Origin of the sequence: Pseudalkalibacillus sp. R45, assembly GCF_052246725.1 — a bacterium.
Classification (GTDB): domain Bacteria; phylum Bacillota; class Bacilli; order Bacillales; family Fictibacillaceae; genus Pseudalkalibacillus.
The window spans coordinates 80547-103593 of sequence record NZ_JBQQCL010000011.1; the positions used below are offsets into that span (position 1 = coordinate 80547).

General features: G+C 42.3%; 25 protein-coding genes and 1 pseudogene. 12 read left to right on the forward strand and 14 right to left on the reverse strand.

Annotation, left to right across the window (positions count from 1 at the left end):
* Positions 1 to 29 precede the first annotated feature (29 nt).
* The 7 genes from ACTWQL_RS17455 to ACTWQL_RS17485 form a co-directional block, all read right to left on the reverse strand.
* Positions 30 to 728 carry an MOSC domain-containing protein gene (locus tag ACTWQL_RS17455; RefSeq protein WP_443143708.1) on the reverse strand — a complete coding sequence of 233 codons (699 nt, stop codon included), beginning with the start codon at positions 726 to 728 and terminating at the stop codon, positions 30 to 32.
* A 107-nt stretch (positions 729 to 835) separates the two neighbouring features.
* Positions 836 to 1447, reverse strand: a complete 612-nt coding sequence (locus tag ACTWQL_RS17460; protein WP_443143709.1) for a YczE/YyaS/YitT family protein — start codon at positions 1445 to 1447, stop codon at positions 836 to 838.
* A 62-nt stretch (positions 1448 to 1509) separates the two neighbouring features.
* Positions 1510 to 2016, reverse strand: a complete 507-nt coding sequence (locus ACTWQL_RS17465; RefSeq protein WP_443143710.1) for a DUF6886 family protein — start codon at positions 2014 to 2016, stop codon at positions 1510 to 1512.
* Positions 2013 to 2882, reverse strand: a complete 870-nt coding sequence (locus ACTWQL_RS17470; protein ID WP_443143711.1) for a histidine phosphatase family protein — start codon at positions 2880 to 2882, stop codon at positions 2013 to 2015. Before ACTWQL_RS17470 ends, ACTWQL_RS17465 begins: the two co-directional genes overlap by 4 nt.
* Before the next feature lie 354 nt (positions 2883 to 3236).
* The gene (locus tag ACTWQL_RS17475) at positions 3237 to 4310 is read right to left on the reverse strand and encodes a GGDEF domain-containing protein (protein ID WP_443143712.1); all 1074 of its coding nucleotides are present in this window, start codon (positions 4308 to 4310) and stop codon (positions 3237 to 3239) included.
* A gap of 184 nt (positions 4311 to 4494) precedes the next feature.
* A complete protein-coding gene (locus ACTWQL_RS17480) occupies positions 4495 to 5037 on the reverse strand; it encodes a DUF420 domain-containing protein (protein WP_443143713.1) in 543 nt (180 codons plus the stop codon).
* Positions 5038 to 5151: 114 nt separating this feature from the next.
* Positions 5152 to 6171, reverse strand: a complete 1020-nt coding sequence (locus ACTWQL_RS17485) for an FUSC family protein (protein ID WP_443143714.1) — start codon at positions 6169 to 6171, stop codon at positions 5152 to 5154.
* A 198-nt stretch (positions 6172 to 6369) separates the two neighbouring features.
* Here ACTWQL_RS17485 and ACTWQL_RS17490 point away from each other — a divergent pair, with 198 nt between their 5' ends.
* The 4 genes from ACTWQL_RS17490 (at position 6370) to ACTWQL_RS17505 (ending at position 10820) form a co-directional block, all read left to right on the forward strand.
* Positions 6370 to 7509: a hypothetical protein gene (locus ACTWQL_RS17490; RefSeq protein WP_443143715.1), complete on the forward strand. Its 1140-nt coding sequence runs from the start codon at positions 6370 to 6372 to the stop codon at positions 7507 to 7509.
* Positions 7510 to 7645: 136 nt separating this feature from the next.
* Entirely contained in the window at positions 7646 to 8800 is a 1155-nt protein-coding gene (locus ACTWQL_RS17495) for a S1C family serine protease (RefSeq protein ID WP_443143716.1), read from the forward strand.
* 545 nt (positions 8801 to 9345) lie between these two features.
* Positions 9346 to 9894, forward strand: coding sequence for a 5' nucleotidase, NT5C type (locus ACTWQL_RS17500; RefSeq protein WP_443143717.1), 549 nt, complete (start codon positions 9346 to 9348; stop codon positions 9892 to 9894).
* Positions 9891 to 10820 (forward strand): NAD(P)/FAD-dependent oxidoreductase, encoded by a 930-nt coding sequence (locus tag ACTWQL_RS17505; protein WP_443143718.1) that lies wholly within the window; start codon positions 9891 to 9893, stop codon positions 10818 to 10820. Before ACTWQL_RS17500 ends, ACTWQL_RS17505 begins: the two co-directional genes overlap by 4 nt.
* 118 nt (positions 10821 to 10938) lie before the next feature.
* Here the strand turns inward: ACTWQL_RS17505 and ACTWQL_RS17510 are convergent, their stop codons facing one another.
* Positions 10939 to 11778 (reverse strand): DUF4037 domain-containing protein, encoded by an 840-nt coding sequence (locus ACTWQL_RS17510; RefSeq protein ID WP_443143719.1) that lies wholly within the window; start codon positions 11776 to 11778, stop codon positions 10939 to 10941.
* A gap of 400 nt (positions 11779 to 12178) precedes the next feature.
* Here ACTWQL_RS17510 and ACTWQL_RS17515 point away from each other — a divergent pair, with 400 nt between their 5' ends.
* On the forward strand, positions 12179 to 13372 hold the full coding sequence (locus tag ACTWQL_RS17515) for a mechanosensitive ion channel family protein (protein WP_443143720.1): 1194 nt from the start codon (positions 12179 to 12181) through the stop codon (positions 13370 to 13372).
* Positions 13373 to 13493: 121 nt separating this feature from the next.
* On the opposite strand, the gene ACTWQL_RS17520 is transcribed toward ACTWQL_RS17515, so the two are convergent.
* Positions 13494 to 13712: a DUF2188 domain-containing protein gene (locus ACTWQL_RS17520; RefSeq protein WP_443143721.1), complete on the reverse strand. Its 219-nt coding sequence runs from the start codon at positions 13710 to 13712 to the stop codon at positions 13494 to 13496.
* Positions 13713 to 13831: 119 nt separating this feature from the next.
* Here ACTWQL_RS17520 and ACTWQL_RS17525 point away from each other — a divergent pair, with 119 nt between their 5' ends.
* Entirely contained in the window at positions 13832 to 13954 is a 123-nt protein-coding gene (locus ACTWQL_RS17525; protein ID WP_261131241.1) for a YuzL family protein, read from the forward strand.
* A 31-nt stretch (positions 13955 to 13985) separates the two neighbouring features.
* On the opposite strand, the gene ACTWQL_RS17530 is transcribed toward ACTWQL_RS17525, so the two are convergent.
* The 3 genes from ACTWQL_RS17530 to ACTWQL_RS17540 all read right to left on the reverse strand — a co-directional run bounded on the left by ACTWQL_RS17530 (position 13986) and on the right by ACTWQL_RS17540 (position 15853).
* Positions 13986 to 14174 carry a DUF5370 family protein gene (locus ACTWQL_RS17530; RefSeq protein WP_443143722.1) on the reverse strand — a complete coding sequence of 63 codons (189 nt, stop codon included), beginning with the start codon at positions 14172 to 14174 and terminating at the stop codon, positions 13986 to 13988.
* Positions 14175 to 14213: 39 nt separating this feature from the next.
* Positions 14214 to 14900 (reverse strand): uracil-DNA glycosylase, encoded by a 687-nt coding sequence (locus tag ACTWQL_RS17535; RefSeq protein ID WP_443143723.1) that lies wholly within the window; start codon positions 14898 to 14900, stop codon positions 14214 to 14216.
* A 335-nt stretch (positions 14901 to 15235) separates the two neighbouring features.
* A complete protein-coding gene (locus tag ACTWQL_RS17540) occupies positions 15236 to 15853 on the reverse strand; it encodes a flavin reductase family protein (RefSeq protein ID WP_443143724.1) in 618 nt (205 codons plus the stop codon).
* A gap of 57 nt (positions 15854 to 15910) precedes the next feature.
* On the opposite strand from ACTWQL_RS17540, the gene ACTWQL_RS17545 reads away from it, so the two are divergent.
* From ACTWQL_RS17545 to ACTWQL_RS17570, 6 genes and pseudogenes are all read left to right on the forward strand, one after another.
* Entirely contained in the window at positions 15911 to 17161 is a 1251-nt protein-coding gene (locus tag ACTWQL_RS17545; protein ID WP_443143725.1) for a GNAT family N-acetyltransferase, read from the forward strand.
* A gap of 99 nt (positions 17162 to 17260) precedes the next feature.
* Positions 17261 to 18474, forward strand: a pseudogene (locus ACTWQL_RS17550) (aminopeptidase).
* Positions 18475 to 18501: 27 nt separating this feature from the next.
* Positions 18502 to 19062 (forward strand): GNAT family N-acetyltransferase, encoded by a 561-nt coding sequence (locus ACTWQL_RS17555; protein ID WP_443143726.1) that lies wholly within the window; start codon positions 18502 to 18504, stop codon positions 19060 to 19062.
* Positions 19063 to 19250: 188 nt separating this feature from the next.
* Complete coding sequence (locus tag ACTWQL_RS17560; RefSeq protein ID WP_443143727.1) at positions 19251 to 19598, forward strand: YojF family protein; 348 nt, start codon at positions 19251 to 19253, stop codon at positions 19596 to 19598.
* Positions 19599 to 19613: 15 nt separating this feature from the next.
* Positions 19614 to 20276, forward strand: a complete 663-nt coding sequence (bshB2, locus tag ACTWQL_RS17565) for a bacillithiol biosynthesis deacetylase BshB2 (RefSeq protein WP_443143728.1) — start codon at positions 19614 to 19616, stop codon at positions 20274 to 20276.
* 331 nt (positions 20277 to 20607) lie between these two features.
* On the forward strand, positions 20608 to 20748 hold the full coding sequence (locus ACTWQL_RS17570) for a hypothetical protein (protein ID WP_443143729.1): 141 nt from the start codon (positions 20608 to 20610) through the stop codon (positions 20746 to 20748).
* A 63-nt stretch (positions 20749 to 20811) separates the two neighbouring features.
* On the opposite strand, the gene ACTWQL_RS17575 is transcribed toward ACTWQL_RS17570, so the two are convergent.
* Positions 20812 to 22290 (reverse strand): potassium/proton antiporter, encoded by a 1479-nt coding sequence (locus ACTWQL_RS17575; protein ID WP_443143730.1) that lies wholly within the window; start codon positions 22288 to 22290, stop codon positions 20812 to 20814.
* A gap of 105 nt (positions 22291 to 22395) precedes the next feature.
* Positions 22396 to 22860 (reverse strand): Rrf2 family transcriptional regulator, encoded by a 465-nt coding sequence (locus ACTWQL_RS17580; RefSeq protein WP_443143731.1) that lies wholly within the window; start codon positions 22858 to 22860, stop codon positions 22396 to 22398.
* Positions 22861 to 23047 lie beyond the last annotated feature (187 nt).

Genomic DNA, 23047 nt, shown 5'->3' on the forward strand with positions numbered 1-23047 from the left:
TTGAAGTCTCCTATTTTTGTAGGTTCACTTCATAGTACTTCAATCGTATCATCAACATTGATCGTCCCTGTCTTTTTTACAGATGCATAAACGCCGAAGATCTGTTTGTTTTCTTTGACGACAGTCTTGAGGACGTTCGTATCGACTTCCTGGGTATTGGCGTCTACATTGATATAGGCACAGCGCTCACAGCCTTTTTCAACATGGAGGATTACATCGTTTATCTTGATGTCTTTACCGATCCATGACTCTTCTACAAAAGGCTTTTCCTCCTCAAGATCCATTACCAGGTTCGGTCGGAAACGCAGCATATCCATTTCTTCCCGATCACATAACTTTTTCAGTTCTTTCAACGATTCTTTGCTCGTAAGTAATAAAGGCGAATCCCAATAGGAGGGCCCTGTACCTTCTGGGTCTGTATGGACCAAAGAGATCCTCCTCCCTGCTTTATCTTCGAATTCTTTTTGGACTTTCTGGTTATCCTGCTCAAAACGCTCACCCTCTTTTATGAATACGAGTGTGCCCTCTTCTTCAAGTTTCACATCATACTCCAATAGGAATGGTGAATCTGGGATGGTCAGATGTTCTCCCGGCTTATCGTTCTTTTCCCATGCAAATACCCTGTCCCCTTCCACCCCGTAATCATGGACTCGGATTGCTGATAAAAATTCCCCCTGCATGGATTTTACGGGATAACGGATCAATTCTCTCACTGTTCCTGCATTCATTTGGATAACCTCCATTTCTTTCTTTATTGTTTACTATACTGAACAACTTTACAAATTCCTTCTATACTGAAAAAGGACCACCTCATTGGAAAAGGTGATCCTCGTCATTACGATTGTAAACGTTGCTGAAATTTTTGAACAGGTGGTGCGAACAATTGGACAAGTGGACCGATCGTGAATGTGACAATCAATGTTCCTAATCCTATAGGGCCGCTAAAAAGAAAAGCGACAACAAGGGCAGATAATTCACCGATCGTTTTTGCAACTCCCATACTGACACCCAGTCGTTCCTGGATAGCCAACATAAGTTTATCAATCGGGATAAGCGGGAACTTCGCTTGCAAATAAACAGAAATTCCAAAAGCTATAATCAACATCCCGACTGCGAATATGATGATTTGTTGAACCAATCCACTCGTAGTGAATTGATCAAAAACCACGAGCAGCCAGCTGTCAATGAATACTCCTGCTAAAAAGATCGTAATGACAGCAAGAACGTCAGGACGTGTTCGCAAGAGGATTGCATTCAATATTATCAACACGACGCCCACAATGAACACCCAGCTTCCGACGGTCAAACCAATCGTTTTCGAGAGACCGACATTGAGTGCATCCCAGGCACCTGTTCCTAATTCTGCTTTTATCGTTAAACTGACTCCAAGTGATATTAAACTTAGTCCAAGCACAAAACTTATCAAACGTATGATGAATGATTTCATGATGTCTCCTCCAACTTGAAAATTCATTAATCCATCATACCACGTTTGACTTGAAGAAGGAATTACTCTATTGCATTCCTCATCCTGATCATCGAAAAGCTTAACGTCGATCTCGGAATTTCATATCGTAACGATTTCAAAGTCGGTAGACACCGTATTTCGGTACCTTCTTTTTCAAGCAGCTGAGGCAACCCTTCCAGCCTTTGGACAGAGGTAGGAACCACATTTGAACGGGAGGTGTAATACCCTGCGTTACGATCAAAGCATTTGAAGGAGTCCCCATCAAACGTATATTGATAGAGAACCCCGCTCTTCAACCGCTCTACCCAGCTATTTTCAATTACGATGACCATCTTTGTATTAACGCTGTACGTTAGAATATCTTGAGTTGTAGTGCAGTCGTTTTTCCAAAATGCGATACGCGGACAGTTTCTCGGGAACAGATAGAGAGGGCTGTGCGCTTTGTCTATCGCCCAAACATAAGGGGGCTCCTCCGGAAAAGAGGGCGATTTTCGCGGTTGGAACTCCTTGATTTGCCCTTCTTCACTGAAGTGATAATATTCGCTCAAGCTTCTCTTTCCTCAATCGTCGAAAGATGTTCAGAACAATTGAGAAGCTGAATTTCCCACTTTTTATCAACAAATTTGAAAATCGATACGGATGTATTACCAAAACGGCATCTTTCAAAATCATTTTTCAAGTGCGTGAACAAATGATTGAGTAGAGCGCCATGGCTGACGACGATGATCCGCTCGTCAGGATGTTTATGCTGCACCTCATCTATGAAGGACTGAATTCTTGTTACTATGCTTTCTTCTTTTTCAAATTTAAGGTCAAGATCCTTCCAGTTCTCACCCCAACGTTCAATCCGCTCCTCCTCATTCGTGCCTTCCATTTCTCCCCAATGCAGTTCCCTAAGTCTTTCATCCGTTTGCACTGGAAGGTTCAGAACCTCCCCGACCGCTACTGCTGTCGTTTTTGCACGGCTCAGGTCACTCGAGTAGATCATATCCCATTCTTCTCCTTCAAACCGACGACCTAATGCTTTCGCTTGCATTATTCCTTCTTCATTAAGAGGAATATCCGATTGCCCTTGAGCTCTTGCTTCTAGATTCCAATTCGTAACCCCATGTCTAATGAATGCAATTGTTGTCATATTGAACCCTCCCTGAAAAATTAGCAGAATCGTTATATTCTCGATTGAATAGCCAATCCCTTTTATTTTTTGCAAAGGCTTTGTTAACACTTTGTGTAGTTGCTCCAAAGTATCTCTTTTACCATTGAATGGGGTGAGGTGAAACCCATCATCGGACGCGGTTTCGCTTTTGGGGCATTTTGGTAATGAACCACCTTGTACAAGTTGATTGGAGAGCAAGGTGCGAGACTCCTGCGGGATCAGCGTGCCTACTACCTGAATAATCTCCTCGCAAGGCATGCGACGAGGAAGCTCGCTTCGACAGGACTTTCTTGTAGACGCAGGAGCACAAATGCTTCCTTGAAAAGGAGACTCCTGAGGTAGCAAGGCGACGAGTGGGCTCACCGCACGCCCCGCGGAAAGCGAGCATCCTGGAGCGGAAACCAACGACTTTTAAAGAAAACTTGACGAGACCAAGCCTTTTGTAGGTCGAGCCTTAGTTGCCCTTATACTGAAGAAAGTATTTTATACTTTCTTTAAGTGCAAGAGCAACAAAGTTTTGCGAAAACATCTTTGAACAATTATTCGGATAGGCTACCGTCTTTCTCTCTCACAAAACCAAAAAGAAAAAACCTGCGCATACCGAGGTTCTTTCTAGCCTGTCTTCACTTGATTTTTACCATTTCGCTTTGCAGAGTACAGGAGTTTGTCCGCTTTTTCAAAGAATGCTTCTTTTCCCATGCCTGCTTCGTATTCGTTAACCCCTATGCTAACAGTCACCCGTGATCCTTCCAATACGCGGAATGAAATACGTTCGATTTTACTTCGGATTCCTTCAATCAACTCAATCGTTCTTTCCATCGGTTTTCCGACAAAGAGCACAATGAATTCCTCTCCACCATAACGTGCAGCAAAATCATCACTGGTGATCTCTTTCTGGATCAATTCCGCGATTTGTTTCAACACCTCATCACCAGCACGATGGCCATACGTGTCATTGACCTGTTTGAAATTGTCGAGGTCAAAGATCGCCATTTGGATTGAAAAATGATATTGCGAATGGTGCGCAAGCAGTTCGTTCAAGTATTGATGGAATGAGATCTGGTTATACATACCCGTCAAGGAATCGGTTTTCGATAACTTTTCCATCAGTGTATTTTTCACAAGAAGATCCTGTTGGTCCTCTATTGACTGGCGATAATGCTCTGTCAGCTCTAACCCTCTTTCAGTGATTCCGATAACAGCAAGGGCAGCAATTGATAGCATCGCCAGTAATGTGAAATGTTCGATGACACCGATACTACTCCTCAGCATAGGATCAATGCCCGAAAGTATGGAATAGCTGACAATGGTCAATGCAGTCGTGTATAGGATGATCTTCTTTTTGAAATAAGCGCCAGATGTAAGAATAGGCAAAAACAAAGCCGCTTTCACTATGATCAAGTCGGGCCGGCTGTAAATGAAATTAAGCGCAATCAAAAGCCCAGCCGTGATGACGATAAAATCTTTTATAGGATTGTCCAACCGGACAGCAATCTCTGAACCCATGACGATTAAAGCCCCGATTACGCCTGGAATAGCTACAAAATAGATCAGGTACTCTCCTAATGGTGCATCGGAGAAATTATAATTGATGAGCTTGATGATGATCGCTAAAGAAATGATCAACCAGTAGACATTGAGAATTTTCCGATTCAATTTTCGAGTATCAAGTTCCATCCGGCTCATGGGCCACCCCGCTTTGAGTAAAAGGCTCTGTTATACTTTCTAAAATCCTCCCGGTGATTCGCAAGCCTCCTAGCTTGCTTCTCGGTGTGAACTCTCACTTGGCTTGCTTTCTGCAGGAGTGTCGTGAATTTCAATTAAAGTCTTCCCCATATTAAATCAACATGAATTTAGCAAAGCCTAGTAACTAGTAATAAGGAGATATCAGAATATAGACCAATACTCCTGTCAAGCTGACATAAAGCCATAAAGGCATTGTCCACCTTGCAATTTTACGATGTTTTTCAACTTGCATGGTCAAACCACGGACCAGGGACAATAGTGCTAATGGAACGATGACTGCTGCTAAAATGATGTGTGTAATCAAAATGAAATAGTAGATGTATTTTAATGGTCCTTCTCCGCCATATGAAGTTGATTCAGCTAAGTAATGATACGAAACGTAAGAGATTAAAAACAATGTTGTTGATGTGAATGCCGCAAATATGAAGCGGCGGTGCAGCTTGATGTTTTTACGCAGGATAAACCAAAGCGCTGCTAGCAAAAACACAAACGTAAAACTATTGAAAATTGCATTCAATAATGGCAATACTGTGATGTCAAAGCCCGTTTCCCCCTCATACTCAGGTAAAAAGAAAAGGACGACGACCAATGCATTTATTAAAATCGATAGGAACACGACGAGTCCCGTGTAGCTTTTCTTATTTGTAGCAGATGAATTCTGATTCATGGTTTCTCTCCTATTCAACAAAAGTTCTCCTTCAAGAATAAAAGATGTGTGAGCTGCGAGGCAACTTTTTGTCCATGAATCCACAAAAGGTTCAAATCTCACCCAAAAATAAATTCATCTTTTCTTACTGATTCTTTCCAAATCTTCTAATACATCTTCTAAAGCGAGTAACTCATATATGATTGTCAGACGTTGTGAGATATGTCGTTTCGTACTGGAAGCTTCCGTATCATTACGGCGATCCCTCTCAGAAATGAATAAAGAATCAAGCTCTTCTATCAGCTTGTCATGCTGTTGACTTACGTTGTGTTCGGGATCTTTTAAGATAGCGGCAATTGATGCGGCGGAATTAATGATGGTCTGAGATTGGTCTGGAGGTAATTTTGCCTTCTCTATATTAAGATATAACAAATTCCCGAAATGATAAAGAATCTTTTGGAAATATTCCAATTTTTTGACAACCACACCGAATTTCTGGATATCCTTCAAATTGTGTCTTCTGTATTTCCACTCCTCCCGTTGATATTGGGCAAGCGAAAATGTACGTTCTAAATCCTTGCTTAAGCGTTGATATTCGAGCAGCAGGACTTTCGAGTTATTTCTTTCAATAAACTTTGTCAATAGTTGACCCGAGCCCTCGTATAGTTCGTCTACTTTCTTGATGACCATTTCGTTATATTGCGGGGGAAGAATAATGAAATTGATGATGGTCGAAACAACGAGCCCGATCAGCGTTGTGCTGAGTCTCACAAAAAAAGAGTTCACAAATTGGTCTTCCGTTTCTGCAATCATAGCAACAGCTGTCAACGTAGCAACCAACATCCCAGCATCGAGCCGTAATTTGTGACAGACCGCCAGTGTAAGCGTTGCGGCTAAGGCATAAGCGAGTGAAGACTGCCCAAGCATCGATTCGAAAAGCATCGCAAAACCAGCACCAATCATTGCCGCTGGAAAACGGATCATTCCTTTTTTTATTGAGTCGGACGCTGTCGGTTCAACTGTAACGATTGCTGTGATGACTGCAAATAGAGCTGGAAGATTGAAAATGTTACAGATCAGTGCTGTGACGAAGGCTGCAAGACCTGTCTTGAGCACCCGACCTCCAATCCATTTATTTATAGCGAATTTTTTCACTTTTCATCCATCCCGATACACAATTTGTTATCTATTGTACCAATACTGACGGCACGGCTCCACCTATCCATTAAGGAAATTGATGTAACCATTTGTGGCATTTTTAAAAAACTTGAAATATTTTCATTTTAATAGTTCCAAAGAATCCTAATATATGACAAAATAAATACAGGAGTCTGCTAAAAGTGAGGGAAGAAAATGTTTTGTTCGAATTGTGGAAATAAATTGCACACGTATGACCAATATTGTGAAACATGCGGAGCAAAACGCCTGGAAACGGTAGAGCCTACAAGAAAAGACATAAAACGTTGGCACTGGCTGACACCGCTCATAGCCCTCGTCATTACAGCAATCTGCCTATCAGGCTATTTTTATAGTGAACATAATAAGACGAATGCCGCGATGGAATCTTTTAAAAAAGGGGAAACAGCAGCACTCGAAAGTGAGTATAAGGATGCTCGTGAACATTTCGAGGAAGCACTTACAATACGCTCAGAATTTCCTGCGGCAACGGAAAATAAAAAGCTTGTCAATTCCGCAATCGAAGCAAAGGAACGTCTACATATTGCCAAAAAACATCAAGAGGAAAAAGAATTCAGCAAGTCCTTTGAACAGATCGAGAAGGCTTCGGAAATCGTCTCAGGATACTCGGGGAAAGTAGCTGATACGATCCAACTAGATATAAAGAATACAAGAATGAATGTTAATGTTGCAGAGATCAGATACGAAATGAACGGTAAGTCAACGCTTGAAGAGCTGGAACCGATCCTCATAAAAGCAGAAAAGCTAGATGTTGAAGAAGCTAAAGAAATTGCCGAAGACCTCCGCAACCGGATTGCAAACATCGCCTATGCCCAAGCGAATGCACTACTGACAGACCATCAGTTCTCTGCTGCACTTGCCTCTGTAAAAAAAGGTTTATACCACGAACCGAAGAATGAGAAGCTCATCAACTTGAAATCGACCATCCAGAATGAACAAGCCGCTTTCGAAAAGGCGGAGGAACATCGACTTGAACAAGCCCTCATTGCAGCTGCAGAAGAAAAAGAACGTAATTTGAATGATGCTCTAGAGATCATCTCCCTCAAAACGTCGTTGAATGAATTGGGAGACCTTGTCGTTAAAGGGACTGTCAAAAGCAAAGCTACAGTTCCAATCAACTCTATTCGTGTTTCTTATTCCCTGGTTGATAAGAAGAAAGTTTTTGATGAAAATGAAGTCTATATCTATCCTGATCTTCTATATCCTGGCGAAAAAGGAACATTTGAATACACCCATTTTATGATCGATAAAAAGCTTGACGTTGAATTTAATGAAGCGAATTGGTATTTAAAATAATGGCATTAGTAAAGAAAACTCGGGCTTTGCCAAGCCTTTGGCGCAGGCTGAGCTTTAGTTGCGCTTATATTGAAGAAAGTATTTTATACTTTCTTTAAATGAAATAAAACTAAAATAATTGAAAGGGAGGATAAGAGTGAAACGTCCTGCCATTCTCTCCATTTTCATAACCTCCCTGATTCTGATCGCCGGTGTTGTTGGAGGTTACTTCTTACATGATCATTATAGCAGTGTAAAAGTTCTGGCTACCTCATCGCTAGGACACGAAAACAGCGAACATGAAAAAGTGGAATCTCCTATAGAGAAGGACCTGAAAACAATCATTCATGAGAGTCAAAAAAGCGTCGTCCAACTGGAAGTCACTCATGATGATAGTGAAAGCGTAGGATCAGGGTTCCTTTATAATGAATACGGGGATGTTGTCACAAACGCCCATGTGGTCAAAGGCGGAAAGAGAATCATGGTCCGTACAGCAAATGCTCAGCAATACGAAGGGCAATTGATTGGTATCGGAGAATCAACTGATATCGCTGTCGTCCGAGTTCCAGAGCTTGCAGGGGAACAGTTCCTTGAAATCGCAACAGACTTTGAAGCCGAGATTGGTGATGAAGTAGTAGCTTTGGGCAGCCCCCTTGGGTTACAGAACACCGTGACCACTGGAATCATCAGCGGTCTGAACCGGGAATTCAAGATTGATGGTTATACCTATTCGAATGTCTATCAAATTTCTGCCCCTATCGCCAAAGGGAACAGTGGCGGTCCACTGATTGATAAACAAACAGGGTTGGTCCTCGCACTTAACTCAGCTGGAACAGAAGAAGGGTCAATCGGGTTCAGCATCCCTCTTTCAGATGTGCACAATAAAATTTCAGTGTGGTCCGAAGATCCTGTTGAATATACAAATGAATCTGGTGATAACATCGAACTCCCTTCTTCTGAAATGACAATAGACGAAGAAAAGAGTAAATACCTGGTCAACTATTTCTTCAACAGTCTAGCAATTGGAGATTATGTCACAGCGTATTCCCTGCTTGGAAGCAAATGGCAGACGGACACGCCTTATAAAAAGTTCCGGGAAGGATATATCCATACGATAGACATTACTAAAAACAAAATCAGCAGTGAACCAGTCGAAGATGGGGATAAATATAAGGTGACGATCATTATAGAAGCCCTCGAGCGTAAGAAAGACAAAAGTACGAAAACCGTATTATATAAATGCAATTATGAGGTCGGTCTTGAAAATAATCAGCCTAAAATTTTAAGTGGAAAAGCTGAAGAAATTGAATAGGGAATAATGACAAAATGGTGCATCATGTCGTCTGGTAGGAAAAAGCCAGATGGGAATGCATCATTTTTCTGTTTTTCCTTGGCTGTTTTTTTGTTGCTCTTGAAAGTCGTTGATTTCCGCTCCAGGATGCTCGCTTTCCGCGGGCGTGCGGTGAGCCCACTCGTCGCCTTGCGGCCTCAGGAGTCTCCTTTTCAAGGAAGCATTTGTGCTCCTGCGTCTACAAGAAAGTCCTGTCGAAGCGAGCTTCCTCGTCGCATGCCTTGCGAGGAGATTATTCAGGTAGTAGGCACGCTGATCCCGTAGGACAAGGAAAGCTTCGGCAGCGTTACATCGTACGAAGAAAATGCGATTTTCATTTTCGAGGAGTCTCGCACCTTGCTCTCCAATCAACTTGCACAAGGTGAGTTTTTTAAAATGACTCAAAAGCAACAATCTTTTAAAAAAGAGTCTTTTTCTTAGACAATCCCCTTTGGTGAGTGATTTATCTTTTCAATAAGTCTTGCTATACTTTAAACCATAATGCGGGACACAAAAGGAGCAGAAAAATGATTACCCTCTTGATCGACATGGATTCGGTGATCTGCGATTTGATGAGCGAATGGCATCGCCGATATAACGAAAAATATGACGATAACCTTAGTGTAGAAGATCTTGACTGCTGGCAAAGTGAAAAATATGTCAAAACGGAATGCGGCACTAAAATCTATGATTTTTTAGATGAGCCAGGTCTGTTTATCCGGCTGGAGCCATTGCCGAATGCAATAGATGTATTGAGGAGGCTTTCTGAACGCCATGACATCCTCATCGTTACAAGCAGCCGTACCTACGCATACACCGAAAAGGAAAAATGGGTTGAAAAGTACCTTCCATTCATCGGGGCAAGAAATCTGATTTTCACACACCGCAAGGATATGGTCCGAGGAGATATTCTTTTTGACGATGCACCACACAATTTAATCGCTTTCGAAGAGTCTGGACGAAAAGCAGTCGCAATGGATTATCGATACAATCGCAATATAGATGTTGAACGGGTCCAAAATTGGCTTGAGTTTGAGCAATGGGTTGAAAAATGTGAAATGGGTGAACAATCGTGAAAAAAACGGATATACTTATCATCGGCGGTGGTCCAGCAGGCATATCTGCGGCAATCTGGTGTCAACGTCTTGGCTTGAATTATCTACTAATTGAAGAACAGGCAGAGTTAGGTGGGCAATTGAAGGATATCTATAACCGTATCGTGGACTACCCTGGATATATCTATGAAAATGGACAAACTCTTAAACAACAATTGACCAAACATATCGATGAAGTGGATGCCCGTTATCATGTAAAGATGAAAATCCATCGCCTTGACCATACCAATCGAATCACTTCACTAATACAAAATGAAAAAGAATCGAAACTCAATTATCACTATTTGATTCTTGCAACCGGTACTACAGTAAGACGACTCGACATACCAGGTGAGCAGGAAATGATCGATCGTGGTGAAATATATTCTGCCACAAAGGACCGACATCGTTTTGAAGGGAAAAAAGTGGTTGTAGTTGGGGGTGGCGATCGCGCATTCGAAGGTGCCCTGTTATTGGCAGAAAGCGGTGCTAGCGTTTATTTGATCCATCGTTCCAAAGAATTCCGGGCACGTGAAGAATTTAAGAAGCCTGTGACGGATCATTCTAAAATCAACATTTTATGTGACACGGTTGTCAAAAACATTCAACACGCAGAAAACGGAATCGTCGGAGTCGATTTACGAAACCGCTTGACCAACTCAGTCACTCATTTGTCCGTTGAAGGTGTCTTCATCCGGATCGGCGTCCAACCGAACATCCGATACGTAAAAGAATACGTCAGCCTCGATGAAGGGAATTATGTGCAGGTTGATTCTTGTCAACGCACAAGCGACCCGTACATCTACGCAATTGGTGATGTATGTACACACCCTGTTTTTTCGAGCATATCCAATGCAACGGCACAGGGAATGATCGCCGCAAAGCATCTTTCTCTGAAGCTGTGTTGAGGGAATGATAAAACCATGCACATCCCTAATTTGCATAAATCAGAGGGCTGTCATCAAGTGCTAAACAATTACGGGACAGCCCCCTCCCTCTTATTAAAACGGTCTAACTAACAACTTATCACTTGTCAGATGCTCCTGGCCGAGCAGATTGCGCTCTCTTCAACTGGTCCTCAATGCTCACCTCAGGACAATGTAGTTGAATGAGTTGTGCGGTTTCTCTGATTAACTCCTCCAATTGAGTGATACTAACCCTTAATGACGCATTTGTAAGTATCTGATGAATCCTATCTGAAAAAAACTCCGGTTTCACTTCCATCCTTTCACTCGTTTCATGCAGCCATTTCAATCCTGGATGATGGATATACATTTCATTCAATGCACTCAATGTGACGAGTAATTTTTTTGAAACATCCACGAGTATTGAATGAAGGAAAAGTGAATCTTTTCGTTGAGCAAGAGCTTCACGGCTTTGCCAACTACCATCGAAGTCAAACGAATGGAGAATAAGCTTTTCTTTTAAAGGTTTTGGATAGGAAAAAATAGATTCAAGGTAACCTTCAAATATTGCCGTTCCTTTGAAGGGAACGCCATCTGAAATCGCCCCGATCAGACATTGTTTTTCTAGGGAGATGTCCCCATCCTTCATCGATTGGATATACCCCTCAACTGTCGATCCTAGGAAACTGCTGATTTCAAATTTTGTCCCATTTGCCAAAAAGGACTCCGACCATTCCTGATCTTCATAAGGATGAAAATTCAGGATCACCCCTTTCGCCTGGTTGATTGGATGCAAGCGATCCTGATCCTCAGGTGGTTCATTCCATATCAAAAAAAGTTCAACATCAGAAAACTGATCTTCCCATCCTCTCGAAACCGATCCTCCTAAAAAAATCATTTCAAGCTTTGGATTTGTCTTATAAACTTCTGCTATTTTTCTAGCTTGTTCGAATAAAGTCATTTGCTGCTCCCCTGTCATGGTAATCAGTTCCAATTATAGCAAAACAAAAACATATTTCAGTGGTGAATTTTGATAAAATAGATTTTGTATACTTTATTGTTGATTTTTGCGAAATTCACTTCTATCCTGCAGCTAGGAACGAGCGTTTTTGTAATGTCGTGGTACAGCAGAATTTTGGGTCCTGAACGTGAAAAAGCTTCCAGTTGATTGTTGGTTACTTCAAAGCGTTGAAGTAAGACCCGACCGAACCTATGAAAATAAATGAATAACGTTTGTGCACCCCCATTTCTGACTAACATAGAAAGAATGTTTATGTACATCGTATTGAATATTTTACCTTCCTACTCGTTTTTGATAGATTTAAGTTTATAGCCTACATAGAAGGGGTGCAGTTAACGTCATGGCGGATTGGTACAATACAACGGTCGATTACGTAACCGATTTCAACCTTTGGATTGATGTCGGTATTGCTATAGCGATTTTCATTGCATTTGTCATCTTTAGAAAACTATTTACAAAATATATTTTCAGATTGATTTCTAGATTGACTGATAAATCATCAACTAAGGTCCTTCATAAAATATTAATGGCTTTTGAAAAACCTTTGAATGCGTTTTTCATTTTTTTAGGACTCTATCTTGCTTATGAATCACTGGACATGCGTACAGAGGATGTTCACTTGCCTCTTAGGCTGTTCCGGACTTCGGTCATCATTCTCGTAACATGGGGATTGATTAACCTTTCGTCATCGTCTTCCATCCTTTTCAGGAGCATCCACAGGCGGTTGGATCTGCAAATGGACCAGATCCTGATTCCTTTTTTCTCCAGGGTATTGAAGGTCGTGATTGGTGCAATTGCAATCAGTGTGTTGGCACAGGAATGGGGATATAACGTCAATGGATTCGTTGCCGGTCTGGGGATCGGGGGACTAGCATTTGCTTTTGCGGCGAAGGAAGCCTTGGGAAATCTATTTGGCGGAGTCGTCATCATTATGGAACGACCGTTTTCTATTGGTGACTGGATACAAACACCGTCTGTCGAAGGCATTGTCGAAGATATCGGATTCCGGAGCACGCAAGTCCGAACTTTTGCTGATGCTCATGTCACAGTACCTAACGCTAATATCGCCAATGAGCCGATAACGAACTGGACACGGATGAGAAAGCGTAGGATTTCTTTCAACCTGGGAGTCGAATACACGACACCGAAGGAAAAACTTGAAAAAGTTGTTGAAAGAATCAGGAATTTGCTGAAAGAGCATGAAGAAGTCCACCCAGAATTGATCATCGTCAACTTCGATAACTACAACAGTAGCAGTCTTGACATCATGATCTATTTCTTTACAAAAACGACTGCATGGATCAACTTCCTGGATGTAAAGCAGGATATCAACCTCCGTATCATGGAAATTCTTGATGAAGAAGGTGTCTCTGTCGCATTTCCTAGCAGAAGCATCTATATGGAAAATACACACCAGCAGATGCATCCTGTTCGTGACGAACCACAAGACCCTGGCTCTACTACTGCACCTGGTGGTAATATCGATAAAAGAGCAGACGGTAGTCGAGGACATGGGAATGAGGATGGAGAATGAACCCTACGCAAGAAACCTCCAGAACTCTGAATTATTAAAAGAACTTCCTTTCAAACCTATCACGGGTCATTGAAGTCATGAAAAGAGGCTGACCGAAACGGCAGCCTCTTTTTCTATGTCTTCAACCATTTGTCGAATATTTGCTTACATCTTCTACTTCACCATTTTGGCGATGTATGACCACCTGACTCGGCCTTGATGCATCAGCGAGGTCCTGCGCCTCCTGGTAGGCGGTTTCTTTCGTATCAAACGTTTTCTCCGGCCGGTCACGTCCCTCGACTTTTATTTCCCAACGATTGTTATCTTCATTCGGTAAAATGTGATAGATTTTATCTCCCATCCTTATTCCCTCCTTTGGACTTATTTTGTACAAACACTTCCCCTTCTCTTAAGTTTTTACACATTGAAACTGATTAAGTCAGGCATTCTGGGAAAACTAAGGAGACGGAGGTGATCATATTGAAGAAAAAGAAAAAGGATCCGACGACGATTGGGCTTCCTTCCTCCCAGCCTGAAGGACAAGGAACTGGCTATGAAAAAGGACCATCTGTCGATTCATCAAGAAAGAAAACAAAGAAATAAAGAAAGCTTGGCTTTGCCAAGCTTTCTTTATTTATGTCAGATTGTCATAATACTGGTCGATCATTTTTTCGATTTCATCTTCATTGGGCTTATCCCCTGTGAAATCAAAGGGAAGCTCTTGCTTGAACGTTCCGCCTTCATACACATGGACCGCGCCGTTTTGATGAGACACACTATACTCGATTTCAAATGTATAAGCACCTCGTTGAATGGCACCCATAGAATCAACCTCCTCTGTTCTCATCTAGTATGGACAGATTCAGTCGGTTTCATTTATGTGAGGAATTTGCCAATCGATGTCCTCGATTCCATTTTCACGCAGAAAATTGTTGATTCTTGAAAATGGACGGCTTCCGAAAAATCCCTTATTTGCTGAAAAAGGACTCGGATGGGGTGACTTGATAATCAAATGATGATCATTCGTTATGAGCTCTTCTTTTTGCTGAGCGTGTTTTCCCCACAATAAGAACACCAAAGGTTTTTCCCGTTCATTCAATGTACGGATGACAGCGTTTGTGAAATGCTCCCAGCCAAGCCCTTTATGGGAGTTCGGTTGCTTGTGCCGGACAGTAAGAACGGTATTCAACATCAATACCCCTTGTTCAGCCCAGTGGATTAGCGACCCATGATTCGGTGGTTCACAGCCGATGTCTTGTTTCAACTCTTTATAGATATTTTGCAGTGATGGCGGTTGTCGGACACCAGGTTGAACTGAAAAACTCAATCCATGGGCTTGCCCTGGTCCATGATAAGGATCCTGTCCGATTAAAACGACCTTCGCTTTATCATAAGGAGTAAAATGGAGGGCATTGAAAATATCATACATGTCCGGATAAACGTGACCGGATGCGTATTCTGTCTTCAGTCGATCGCGCAGCTCCAAATAATAGTCTTTTTGAAATTCCTCTTCAAGTACGTCAGACCAATCGTTCTTCAGAATTTCCATTTGTTATTCACCCATTTTTATAAGATTGCTAGATAAAAAAAGTATAGCACACGAAAAACGTCTCTTTCGAATAGGAAACTCTTTTGAAAATACTTCCTTTCCAAGTACGTTGGTTACCGCAGCTCTTTGTTGTTTTAAGGAGGAACTGGTTCGGACAGTGATTTGCTATTTCCTCTTCTTCCTGACCAAAGTTGCCTTGAGTTCGGACAGAATTTCATCTTTTTCTCCTTCTCCAGTTCATTTTGTCTAAAGATATTTTCAATTCGCGGTTTTATGACACGGTTCTAATTATTTCCCCGAGAATAGTTGACAGATATTGACGACAAATTTCACTTCTAGACCATGAACTTTTTGATCAGACTGCTTGCATCAGCACGTAAATATCGCGATCGCCCTAGGTAGAGGGGGATTTCCAGCTTCTCAAAATCAGGAAGCCCCTTTTCATTGAACAGTGCGTCGTCCCTATAAAATTGTGTGATATCAGCGACAAACCAGTCATGATCGCCGTAGCGGTTCACATCAATGGTCTCACACTCATACGCAACATATGCATCTTTCAAAATCGGTGCATCCGTTGTCCTCCCACGGTCGAATGCCATACTTCCCAGCTCAAACTTATTCTTTTCGCTTCCCGAATAGGTTCCTGATTGCTGGATGAATTCAGCTTTTTCAAAGGGTAAAAAGTTGATCGCAAATGATCCGGCACCTTTTACAAGATGGTATGTATGCCTTTCCCTTCCGATTGCAACGCCATACATGGGTGGATCATAAGATATGTATGAGTGCCAACCGGCAGCCATCACATTATCTTCCTCCTCAAACGATACGGTTACGATGGCGACCATCCCCGGGTAGCTATGCATAACCATTTTGTCTGTCGGTTTTCTCAAAAAATCAGCCCCTAGCTCGACATTTTTTCCTCCATTATCCCATGAATCCGTTTTCTTTGTCATATTCAAGTTTGCTATAATAAAAGACAGTCGTATTGGAAGAATCAGGAGGATGAAGAAATGGAAATCAAAAAAATACCTATAGAAGATATTGCGCAATTCATCTCAATCGTCAGCCGTGCTTATACAGGAATGAAACTAGTTTCGGGAGACGATCTCGAAAAAACAACAGATAGATTCATAGACATTCAAGAAAATGATGATTCAGCTTCCTTGTATGGGGCTTATCAATCTGGGAAACTCGTCGGTGGCATGCAGTTTCATGATTTCGAAATGTTGTTTCATGAGCAAAAAATCCCTGTCGGTGGAATCGGTATGGTAGCTGTCGATCTATTACATAAAAAAGAGGGCGTAGCAAAGGCTCTCCTCGAACATTTCCACCAGCACTACCAGGATCGCGGAACATATTTTACTGCACTCTACCCATTCCGGCCGGACTTTTATAAGCAAATGGGGTATGGATATGGAACGAAAATGAACCGCTATCGTGTCCAACCGGATCACCTGCCGAAAGGACCCTCAAAAGTGCACATCGCCTACCTTACACAGGGTGATACAGAGAGAATTATAGATTTCTATAATAAAATAGCTATTCGTACACATGGCCTGATGATGAGGACTGTTAAAGGTTTCTCACGACCAATGAAACAGCCGGGTAACTACACGATCGGTTATGTAAAAGATGGTGAGGTAAAGGGGTATGCGGGATTTTCCTTCAAATCCAACCCTGACGACACCTTCTTACAAAATGACATCATCGTTCATGAAATGCTATACGAGGATCAGGAAGTCCTTTCAGAAATGCTTACCTTCTTCCATTCACAACAGGATCAGATCCGCTCGATTTATTTTGATACACAGGATGAGCATTTCCATCATGTATTAACAGATCCAAGTAACGGTACAGGTCACCTCATCCCGCATATTTACCATGAAAGCAATACACAAGGGGTCGGGTTGATGTATAGGATCCTTGATACTGAAGCCTTTTTGAAACAAGTGTCAGATCACAACTTCAACAACGTAACAATATCCTTGAACGTCACAGTCCAGGATTCGTTTGTGCCAGGCAATGCGCGTAAGGTCCATCTTCATGCCCAAAATGGCAGTCTCACGTTCACTGATGAGAAGAAAGCCGACGTAGAAATCAAACTGGATATTTCTGATTTTTCATCGGTTGTGATGGGTGTTGTTCCATTCGAAGCTTTATATACCTATGGGAAAGCTTCCATTTCTAATACAGAATATCTACACACCGTCACCGATCTTTTCAGTGCACGGAAAAAACCAATCTGCCTCAATCGTTTTTAAAAATTTCCTTGCCAAAAAGCCCAAATCTTGGTGGAGTTAAGCCTTGCGCTGTGGAATAAAGGAGGAATCGTCATGAACAGGACATACGTAACAAAACTAATGAACCTTGCTGAAGTCACGCTGAAGACCGGTCTAAACCTGCAAAAAAATCAGATCCTTCATATCAATGCCGATTTGGACGCTGCACCTTTCGTCCGGAAAGTGACAGAAGCTGCCTACAAAAAGGGGGCACGACATGTTTATATCAATTGGATTGATCAGGAAACCTCAAAGCTGAAAATTCAGTATGCGCCTGAAGAAAGTCTGACTGAATTCCCAGAATGGAGTACGAAACGTTCAGAAGAGCTGATTCGACAGAAAGCGGCATTCCTATCCATCCGCAGTCCCCAACCGGAGGCGTTCTCAGATCTTGATCCTGACCGGGTCAGTGCAGTCATGAAAGCGTCTGCTCTCGAGATGAAACAAATCCATCAGCAAGAAAAACCGGAATAATCACATTTTGTATTGTCTGCGTTCCCAATGAAAAATGGGCTGGGAAAGTTTATCCGGATCGAAGTCCAGAAGAAGCCCTGGGCATGCTTTGGAAAGCGGTTTTTGATATGACTCGTGTGGATTGTGATGACCCGATCGAGCAATGGAAAGGGCATATCGGCTTCTTACTTTCAAAAGTGGATGAACTGAACACGATGCGGTTCCAGAAGCTCCATTTAGAGGCTCCGGGTACAGATCTAATCATTGAACTACCGGATAGACATTTATGGGTAGGTGGTGGTGCTACAACACAAGAAGGCCTTTTCTTCACACCGAACCTTCCGACCTAAGAGGTATTCACAGCACCTAAAAGAGATGGTGTGAATGGTACAGTGAGAAGCACGATGCCGCTGGTTTATGGCAGTACAGCTATTGAAGACATTATACTTACTTTTAAAGATGGCAAAATCATCGAAATGAGTGCCTCAAAGGGTCTGGAAACGCTGAAACGTCTGATCGATAGTGATGACGGTTCACACTATCTAGGGGAGGTTGCACTTGTTCCGGAGGACTCTCCGATTGCGGAAGAAGATACGATCTTTTACAATACATTGTTCGATGAAAATGCTTCATGTCACTTGGCGATCGGGGCAGCGTATCCTCTCTGTGTAGAGGACGGGACGAACATGACAAGTGAAGAGCTGAATCAGGCTGGGTTGAACACGAGTATAACGCATATCGATTTCATGATCGGTTCGTCTGAAATGAACATTGACGGAATCCATTGGGATGGACGGCGTGAACCAGTGTTCCAAAACGGCTGTTGGGTCAAGAAAGAATAATTGCATTTTTCATTAGGGGGTAAAACGATGATTGCAAAGTCAATCCGTAAAGGAGAACGTGTCTATTTAGGGCGTTTTAAAGAAGAAGATCTGGATAAGGTGTCCGATTGGTACCATGACGATGAATATATGCGCTGCATGGATGCTACACCAAGCTTTCCATTGCTGCAACGTGATTTCAAGGAATGGGTCGAGCTTAAGCCGCGGGACCAGAAATCATTCCTATTCGCTATCCGTATGATAGAAGATGATAGGGTCGTCGGCTGGGTCGATTTAGACGGGATCCTTTGGGCACATCGGAATACCTGGCTCGCGATCGGCATAGGCGATAAGGAGGTTTGGAATCAAGGGCTTGGATATGAAACGATGGAGCTTGTATTGAATTTTGCGTTTTATGAATTGAACCTGCATCGTGTCCAATTGACTGTCTTCAGTTATAACAAACGTGCGATCAAGTTGTACGAACGCCTCGGTTTCAAATATGAAGGCGCTCAACGCGAGTTCCTGCAGCGTGACGGGGAACGGCATGACATGTTAATGTATGGCATATTAAGTCACGAATGGACCGACAAACGTAAAAACCAATGAATGCTTAAAGAAAACCGGTAAAGCCAAGCCTTTGCGCAGGCTAAGCCTTATACTTTCTTTAAATGCCAGAAAAAACGCCTCTCATAGGCGTTTCTTCTTCGTTTCTTGATGATAAGTTGTTATAATCGTAAAAAGTAATCCTATCGGAATGGATAGATGAGATTCGGGAATCGTAGGAGGGTTTTGCTTTGGATCCAATTGATACTTCAAAGGTACAGCCAATTATCGAGCGTTTTGTCGGAGAAGATGTATACATACATCTAGAAACGACCAACGGTGCTTATGCGTCGCATTTCAACGAAAAGGTATTTTCAGCTGGTGCTTATATCCGCAACGGGAAGATCAACTACACTCGAGGAAAAATAACCGGAGAAGGCCCTTACCGTGTCGGACTGAAAATGGACCTCGGATGGGTCTATGCTGAAGGGCTTACCCATTGGGAGCTTGACGCCAAAAACCGCCTGTTGATGGCGGGCCATGATATGGACGGGAAACTCGCCGTAGCACTTCAAATCAGCGAGACACCGTTTGAATAGAAAGGAGCCGGACCTATGGAAAAACAAGTACTTGTGATCTTCCCTCACCCGGATGATGAAGCTTTCGGCGTTTCTGGGTCGATTGCGATGCATATCGAAAATGGAACACCTGTCACGTATATGTGCTTAACACTGGGTGAAATGGGAAGGAATATGGGTAACCCTCCATTTGCAAATCGGGAATCCTTATCCGAATTTCGGAAGATGGAACTCCAAGAAGCCTGCAATGTTCTTGGGATACGCGATTTACGTATGATGGGCTTACGAGATAAGACGATTGAGTTTGAAGATCCTGAATGGCTTGCGGTTGAATTCACGGAGGTCATAGATGAGCTCGATCCTTCACTCATCATCACTTTCTATCCTGGGTTCAGTGTCCATCCTGATCATGAAGCCTGTGGAGAGGCTGTCACCAAAGCAGTAAAACGGCTGCCTGCATCGAAACGCCCTCGCGTCGAATGTGTCGCTTTTTCTAATGATTGTGTCGAAAAGCTCGGCGAACCTGATGTCATCAGGGATGTAAGCAGCGTTCAAGATAAAAAGATCGCGACGATTGAAGCACACAAAAGTCAAACAGCTGGCCTCATGGCTGGTATGAAAAAAAGACTTCAAGCCAATGAAGAAGAACTGATGAACTGGATCAAGTATGAACGGTTCTGGACATACAAATTTGATTAAGAAAAGAGGTGACACGGACGTCACCTCTTTGTTCGTTTGGTAGAAAAGTCTTTTGATAATGCTGTTTTCGCAAACTTTATTGCTCTTGCACTTAAAGAAAGTATAAAATACTTTCTTCAGTATAAGGGCAACTAGGCTCGACCTACAAAAGGCTTGGTCTCGCCAAGTTTTCTTTAAAAGTCGTTGAGTTCCGCTCCAGGAGGCTCGCTTTCCCGCGGGGCGTGCGGTGATCCCACTCGTCGCCTTGCGACCTCAGGAGACTCCTTTTCAAGGAAGCATTTGTGCTCCTGCGTCTACAAGAAAGTCCTGTCGAAGCGAGCTTTCTCGTCGCATGCCTTGCGAGGAGATTATTCAGGTAGTAGGCACGCTGATCAGGGAAAGCTTCGGCAGCGTTACATCGCACGAAGAAAATGCGATTTTCATTTTCGAGGAGTCTCGCACCTTGCTCTCCTATCAACTTTCACAGTTTTAAAAATGACTCAAAAGCAACAATCTTTTAGAAAAGAGTCTTTGATAAAGAGTTTTCTTCCTTCATTCAACTCTTTTCCTGTTCGTTTTCAGCTTCACTTTCTTCTTTTTGGCGTATGATTTTCTTAATTTCCTCACGTTTCGCCTTGTGAACCAGGATATAAAGCGTATCCCCTGCTCGCAGGATTGTATCTCCTGTTGGTGTAATCAACGAATCTTTTCGGATGACCGCAGATATCAATGTATCATCAGGAAGCGGCAGATCTTTTATTTCTTCACCGATAATCGATGCTTCATCTTCAATTTGGATCTCCATCATTTCGTTCTTTGTTTTTCCGATTGAAATGAGCTCTAAACTATGAGGCACTTCCGCTTTGGCACCTTTCGAAAACTTAAAGTATTTTGCGAGCGGTGCGATGGTCGCTCCCTGTATCAATGCTGAAGTGAAGACGACAAAGAAAACGACATTGAAAATCAGCCCACTGTCTTTCAACCCTGCGACCATCGGATAAGTCGCTAAAACAATCGGAACTGCTCCTTTCAATCCAGCCCATGAAATGAATAATTTCTCTTTAACGTTATATTTTGCAAACATCAAGCTGAGAAAAACACCGACCGGTCTTGCCACAATCATGAGGATAATTGATAACAGGATTCCCTCCCAAATGACGTCCAGCAACTGATTTGGAAATACAAGCAAGCCCAATAGGATGAACATAAGCATCTGCATCATCCATGCAAACCCCTCATTGAACCTAACGATAGAATGGCGGTAAGTCATGTCGTGATTCCCGAGGAGTACAGCCATGATATAAACTGCCAGTAATCCACTAGCTTCAAATAAGCTCGTAATTCCAAATGTGAAAACCGCCAACGCTATCGATAATACGGGATAAAGACCTGAAGAATCCAAGTTGATGTTATTGATCACCCAAACAGCGGTTTTTCCAAAGAGTAAACCTAACAGAAGACCGATACCCATCTGCCAGAAAAAGTCGAAAACCAATACATCCGGGTTAGTTTCTGGATTTTGAATCAATTGTAATAATGAAACGGTCAAGAAGATCGCCATCGGATCATTGGTCCCAGATTCCGCTTCCAACGTAGAGGTGAGCTTTCGTTTGATATTCTTATTCCCGAGAGCGGCAAAGACTGCAGCTGCATCCGTCGAACCGACAATGGCACCGAAAAGAAATCCTTCGAGCCAGCTTACTCCGAGTATGTATTTTGCAGCCACACCTATGACGATCGTCGTTGCCAGCACCCCAAGAGTAGCTAGCGACAGGGACGGTTTATAAACCTTCTTGATATCTGGCCACTTTGTTTGGAGACCACCCTCAAATAGAATGACGATCAACGCAAACGTACCGATCAATTGGGTAAGCATGGCGTTATCATAATAAATATACTGGCTAAGGACCATTCCGACCACGATGAACAATACTAAAGAAGGCAAGCCCAATCTGGATGAGAACTTTGCTGTAATTACACCTATGATCAATAAAAATGACACAAGTAAGATGGTACCGTCTACACTGAATTCCATGCCCGTCCTCCCTATCTATATCAATTATATAAAATAGTCATTATCAAAAACAAACATCCCACCCATAAAAAGAAAAAAGCTCAGTGATGACATTCAGAGTCAACACTAAGCTTTCGGACGGATACGGTCTGATCCCTGTATTGAAAAAAGCTGTTGTAGTTGGTGGGGATTGGTGGTCAAGTCAGCTAAAGTATATTGATCCAATACCTTGAAGTACGCCTCCATCGCTTCGTTCAATACCCCTTTCAGTTTGCAAACCGGACTGATGATGCAGGAGTTGTTTGAAGCATCGAAGCATTCGACGAGATAGAAGTCTTCTTCTGTCTTTCGAATAAGTTTTCCCACATTGATATCCTCAGGATCCTTTGCGAGCTTGATCCCGCCATTTCTCCCTCGAATCGTTTTGATGACACCAAGTTTACCTAATTCATGAATCACTTTCATTAAATGGTTTTTAGAAATCCCATAGACCTCTGCAATTTCTTTAATATTAACTAGTTGATCTTCTTTTTGTGCTGTCAAATATATGAGAACCCTCAAGGAAAAATCCGTATATTGGGTTAGTCGCATTTTGCTGTCCCCTCTCATTAAGGAGTTTTATACCTTTAATCCTACCATTGTCATACATGAAGTTAAAGAACCTTTCTTTTATGTGTCTATTTATTGAACACAAATATGTCCGAATTTTGAATGATGCATTAGAGATGTATCTTTTATCCGTTCATCTTTTTATAATAAAGATGTAAACAAGATACAT

Excerpts from the sequence above, each read along its gene's own strand:
- ACTWQL_RS17455 (WP_443143708.1), bottom strand. The coding sequence starts at position 728 with ATGAATGCAGGAACAGTGAGAGAATTGATCCGTTATCCCGTAAAATCC.
- ACTWQL_RS17460 (WP_443143709.1), bottom strand. The coding sequence starts at position 1,447 with ATGAAATCATTCATCATACGTTTGATAAGTTTTGTGCTTGGACTAAGT.
- ACTWQL_RS17470 (WP_443143711.1), bottom strand. The coding sequence starts at position 2,882 with ATGCCTTGCGAGGAGATTATTCAGGTAGTAGGCACGCTGATCCCGCAG.
- ACTWQL_RS17475 (WP_443143712.1), bottom strand. The coding sequence starts at position 4,310 with ATGAGCCGGATGGAACTTGATACTCGAAAATTGAATCGGAAAATTCTC.
- ACTWQL_RS17480 (WP_443143713.1), bottom strand. The coding sequence starts at position 5,037 with ATGAATCAGAATTCATCTGCTACAAATAAGAAAAGCTACACGGGACTC.
- ACTWQL_RS17490 (WP_443143715.1), top strand. The coding sequence starts at position 6,370 with ATGTTTTGTTCGAATTGTGGAAATAAATTGCACACGTATGACCAATAT.
- ACTWQL_RS17500 (WP_443143717.1), top strand. The coding sequence starts at position 9,346 with ATGATTACCCTCTTGATCGACATGGATTCGGTGATCTGCGATTTGATG.
- ACTWQL_RS17510 (WP_443143719.1), bottom strand. The coding sequence starts at position 11,778 with ATGACTTTATTCGAACAAGCTAGAAAAATAGCAGAAGTTTATAAGACA.
- ACTWQL_RS17515 (WP_443143720.1), top strand. The coding sequence starts at position 12,179 with ATGGCGGATTGGTACAATACAACGGTCGATTACGTAACCGATTTCAAC.
- ACTWQL_RS17520 (WP_443143721.1), bottom strand. The coding sequence starts at position 13,712 with ATGGGAGATAAAATCTATCACATTTTACCGAATGAAGATAACAATCGT.
- ACTWQL_RS17530 (WP_443143722.1), bottom strand. The coding sequence starts at position 14,174 with ATGGGTGCCATTCAACGAGGTGCTTATACATTTGAAATCGAGTATAGT.
- ACTWQL_RS17535 (WP_443143723.1), bottom strand. The coding sequence starts at position 14,900 with ATGGAAATTCTGAAGAACGATTGGTCTGACGTACTTGAAGAGGAATTT.
- ACTWQL_RS17540 (WP_443143724.1), bottom strand. The coding sequence starts at position 15,853 with ATGACAAAGAAAACGGATTCATGGGATAATGGAGGAAAAAATGTCGAG.
- ACTWQL_RS17545 (WP_443143725.1), top strand. The coding sequence starts at position 15,911 with ATGGAAATCAAAAAAATACCTATAGAAGATATTGCGCAATTCATCTCA.
- ACTWQL_RS17555 (WP_443143726.1), top strand. The coding sequence starts at position 18,502 with ATGATTGCAAAGTCAATCCGTAAAGGAGAACGTGTCTATTTAGGGCGT.
- bshB2 (WP_443143728.1), top strand. The coding sequence starts at position 19,614 with ATGGAAAAACAAGTACTTGTGATCTTCCCTCACCCGGATGATGAAGCT.
- ACTWQL_RS17570 (WP_443143729.1), top strand. The coding sequence starts at position 20,608 with ATGCCTTGCGAGGAGATTATTCAGGTAGTAGGCACGCTGATCAGGGAA.
- ACTWQL_RS17575 (WP_443143730.1), bottom strand. The coding sequence starts at position 22,290 with ATGGAATTCAGTGTAGACGGTACCATCTTACTTGTGTCATTTTTATTG.
- ACTWQL_RS17580 (WP_443143731.1), bottom strand. The coding sequence starts at position 22,860 with ATGCGACTAACCCAATATACGGATTTTTCCTTGAGGGTTCTCATATAT.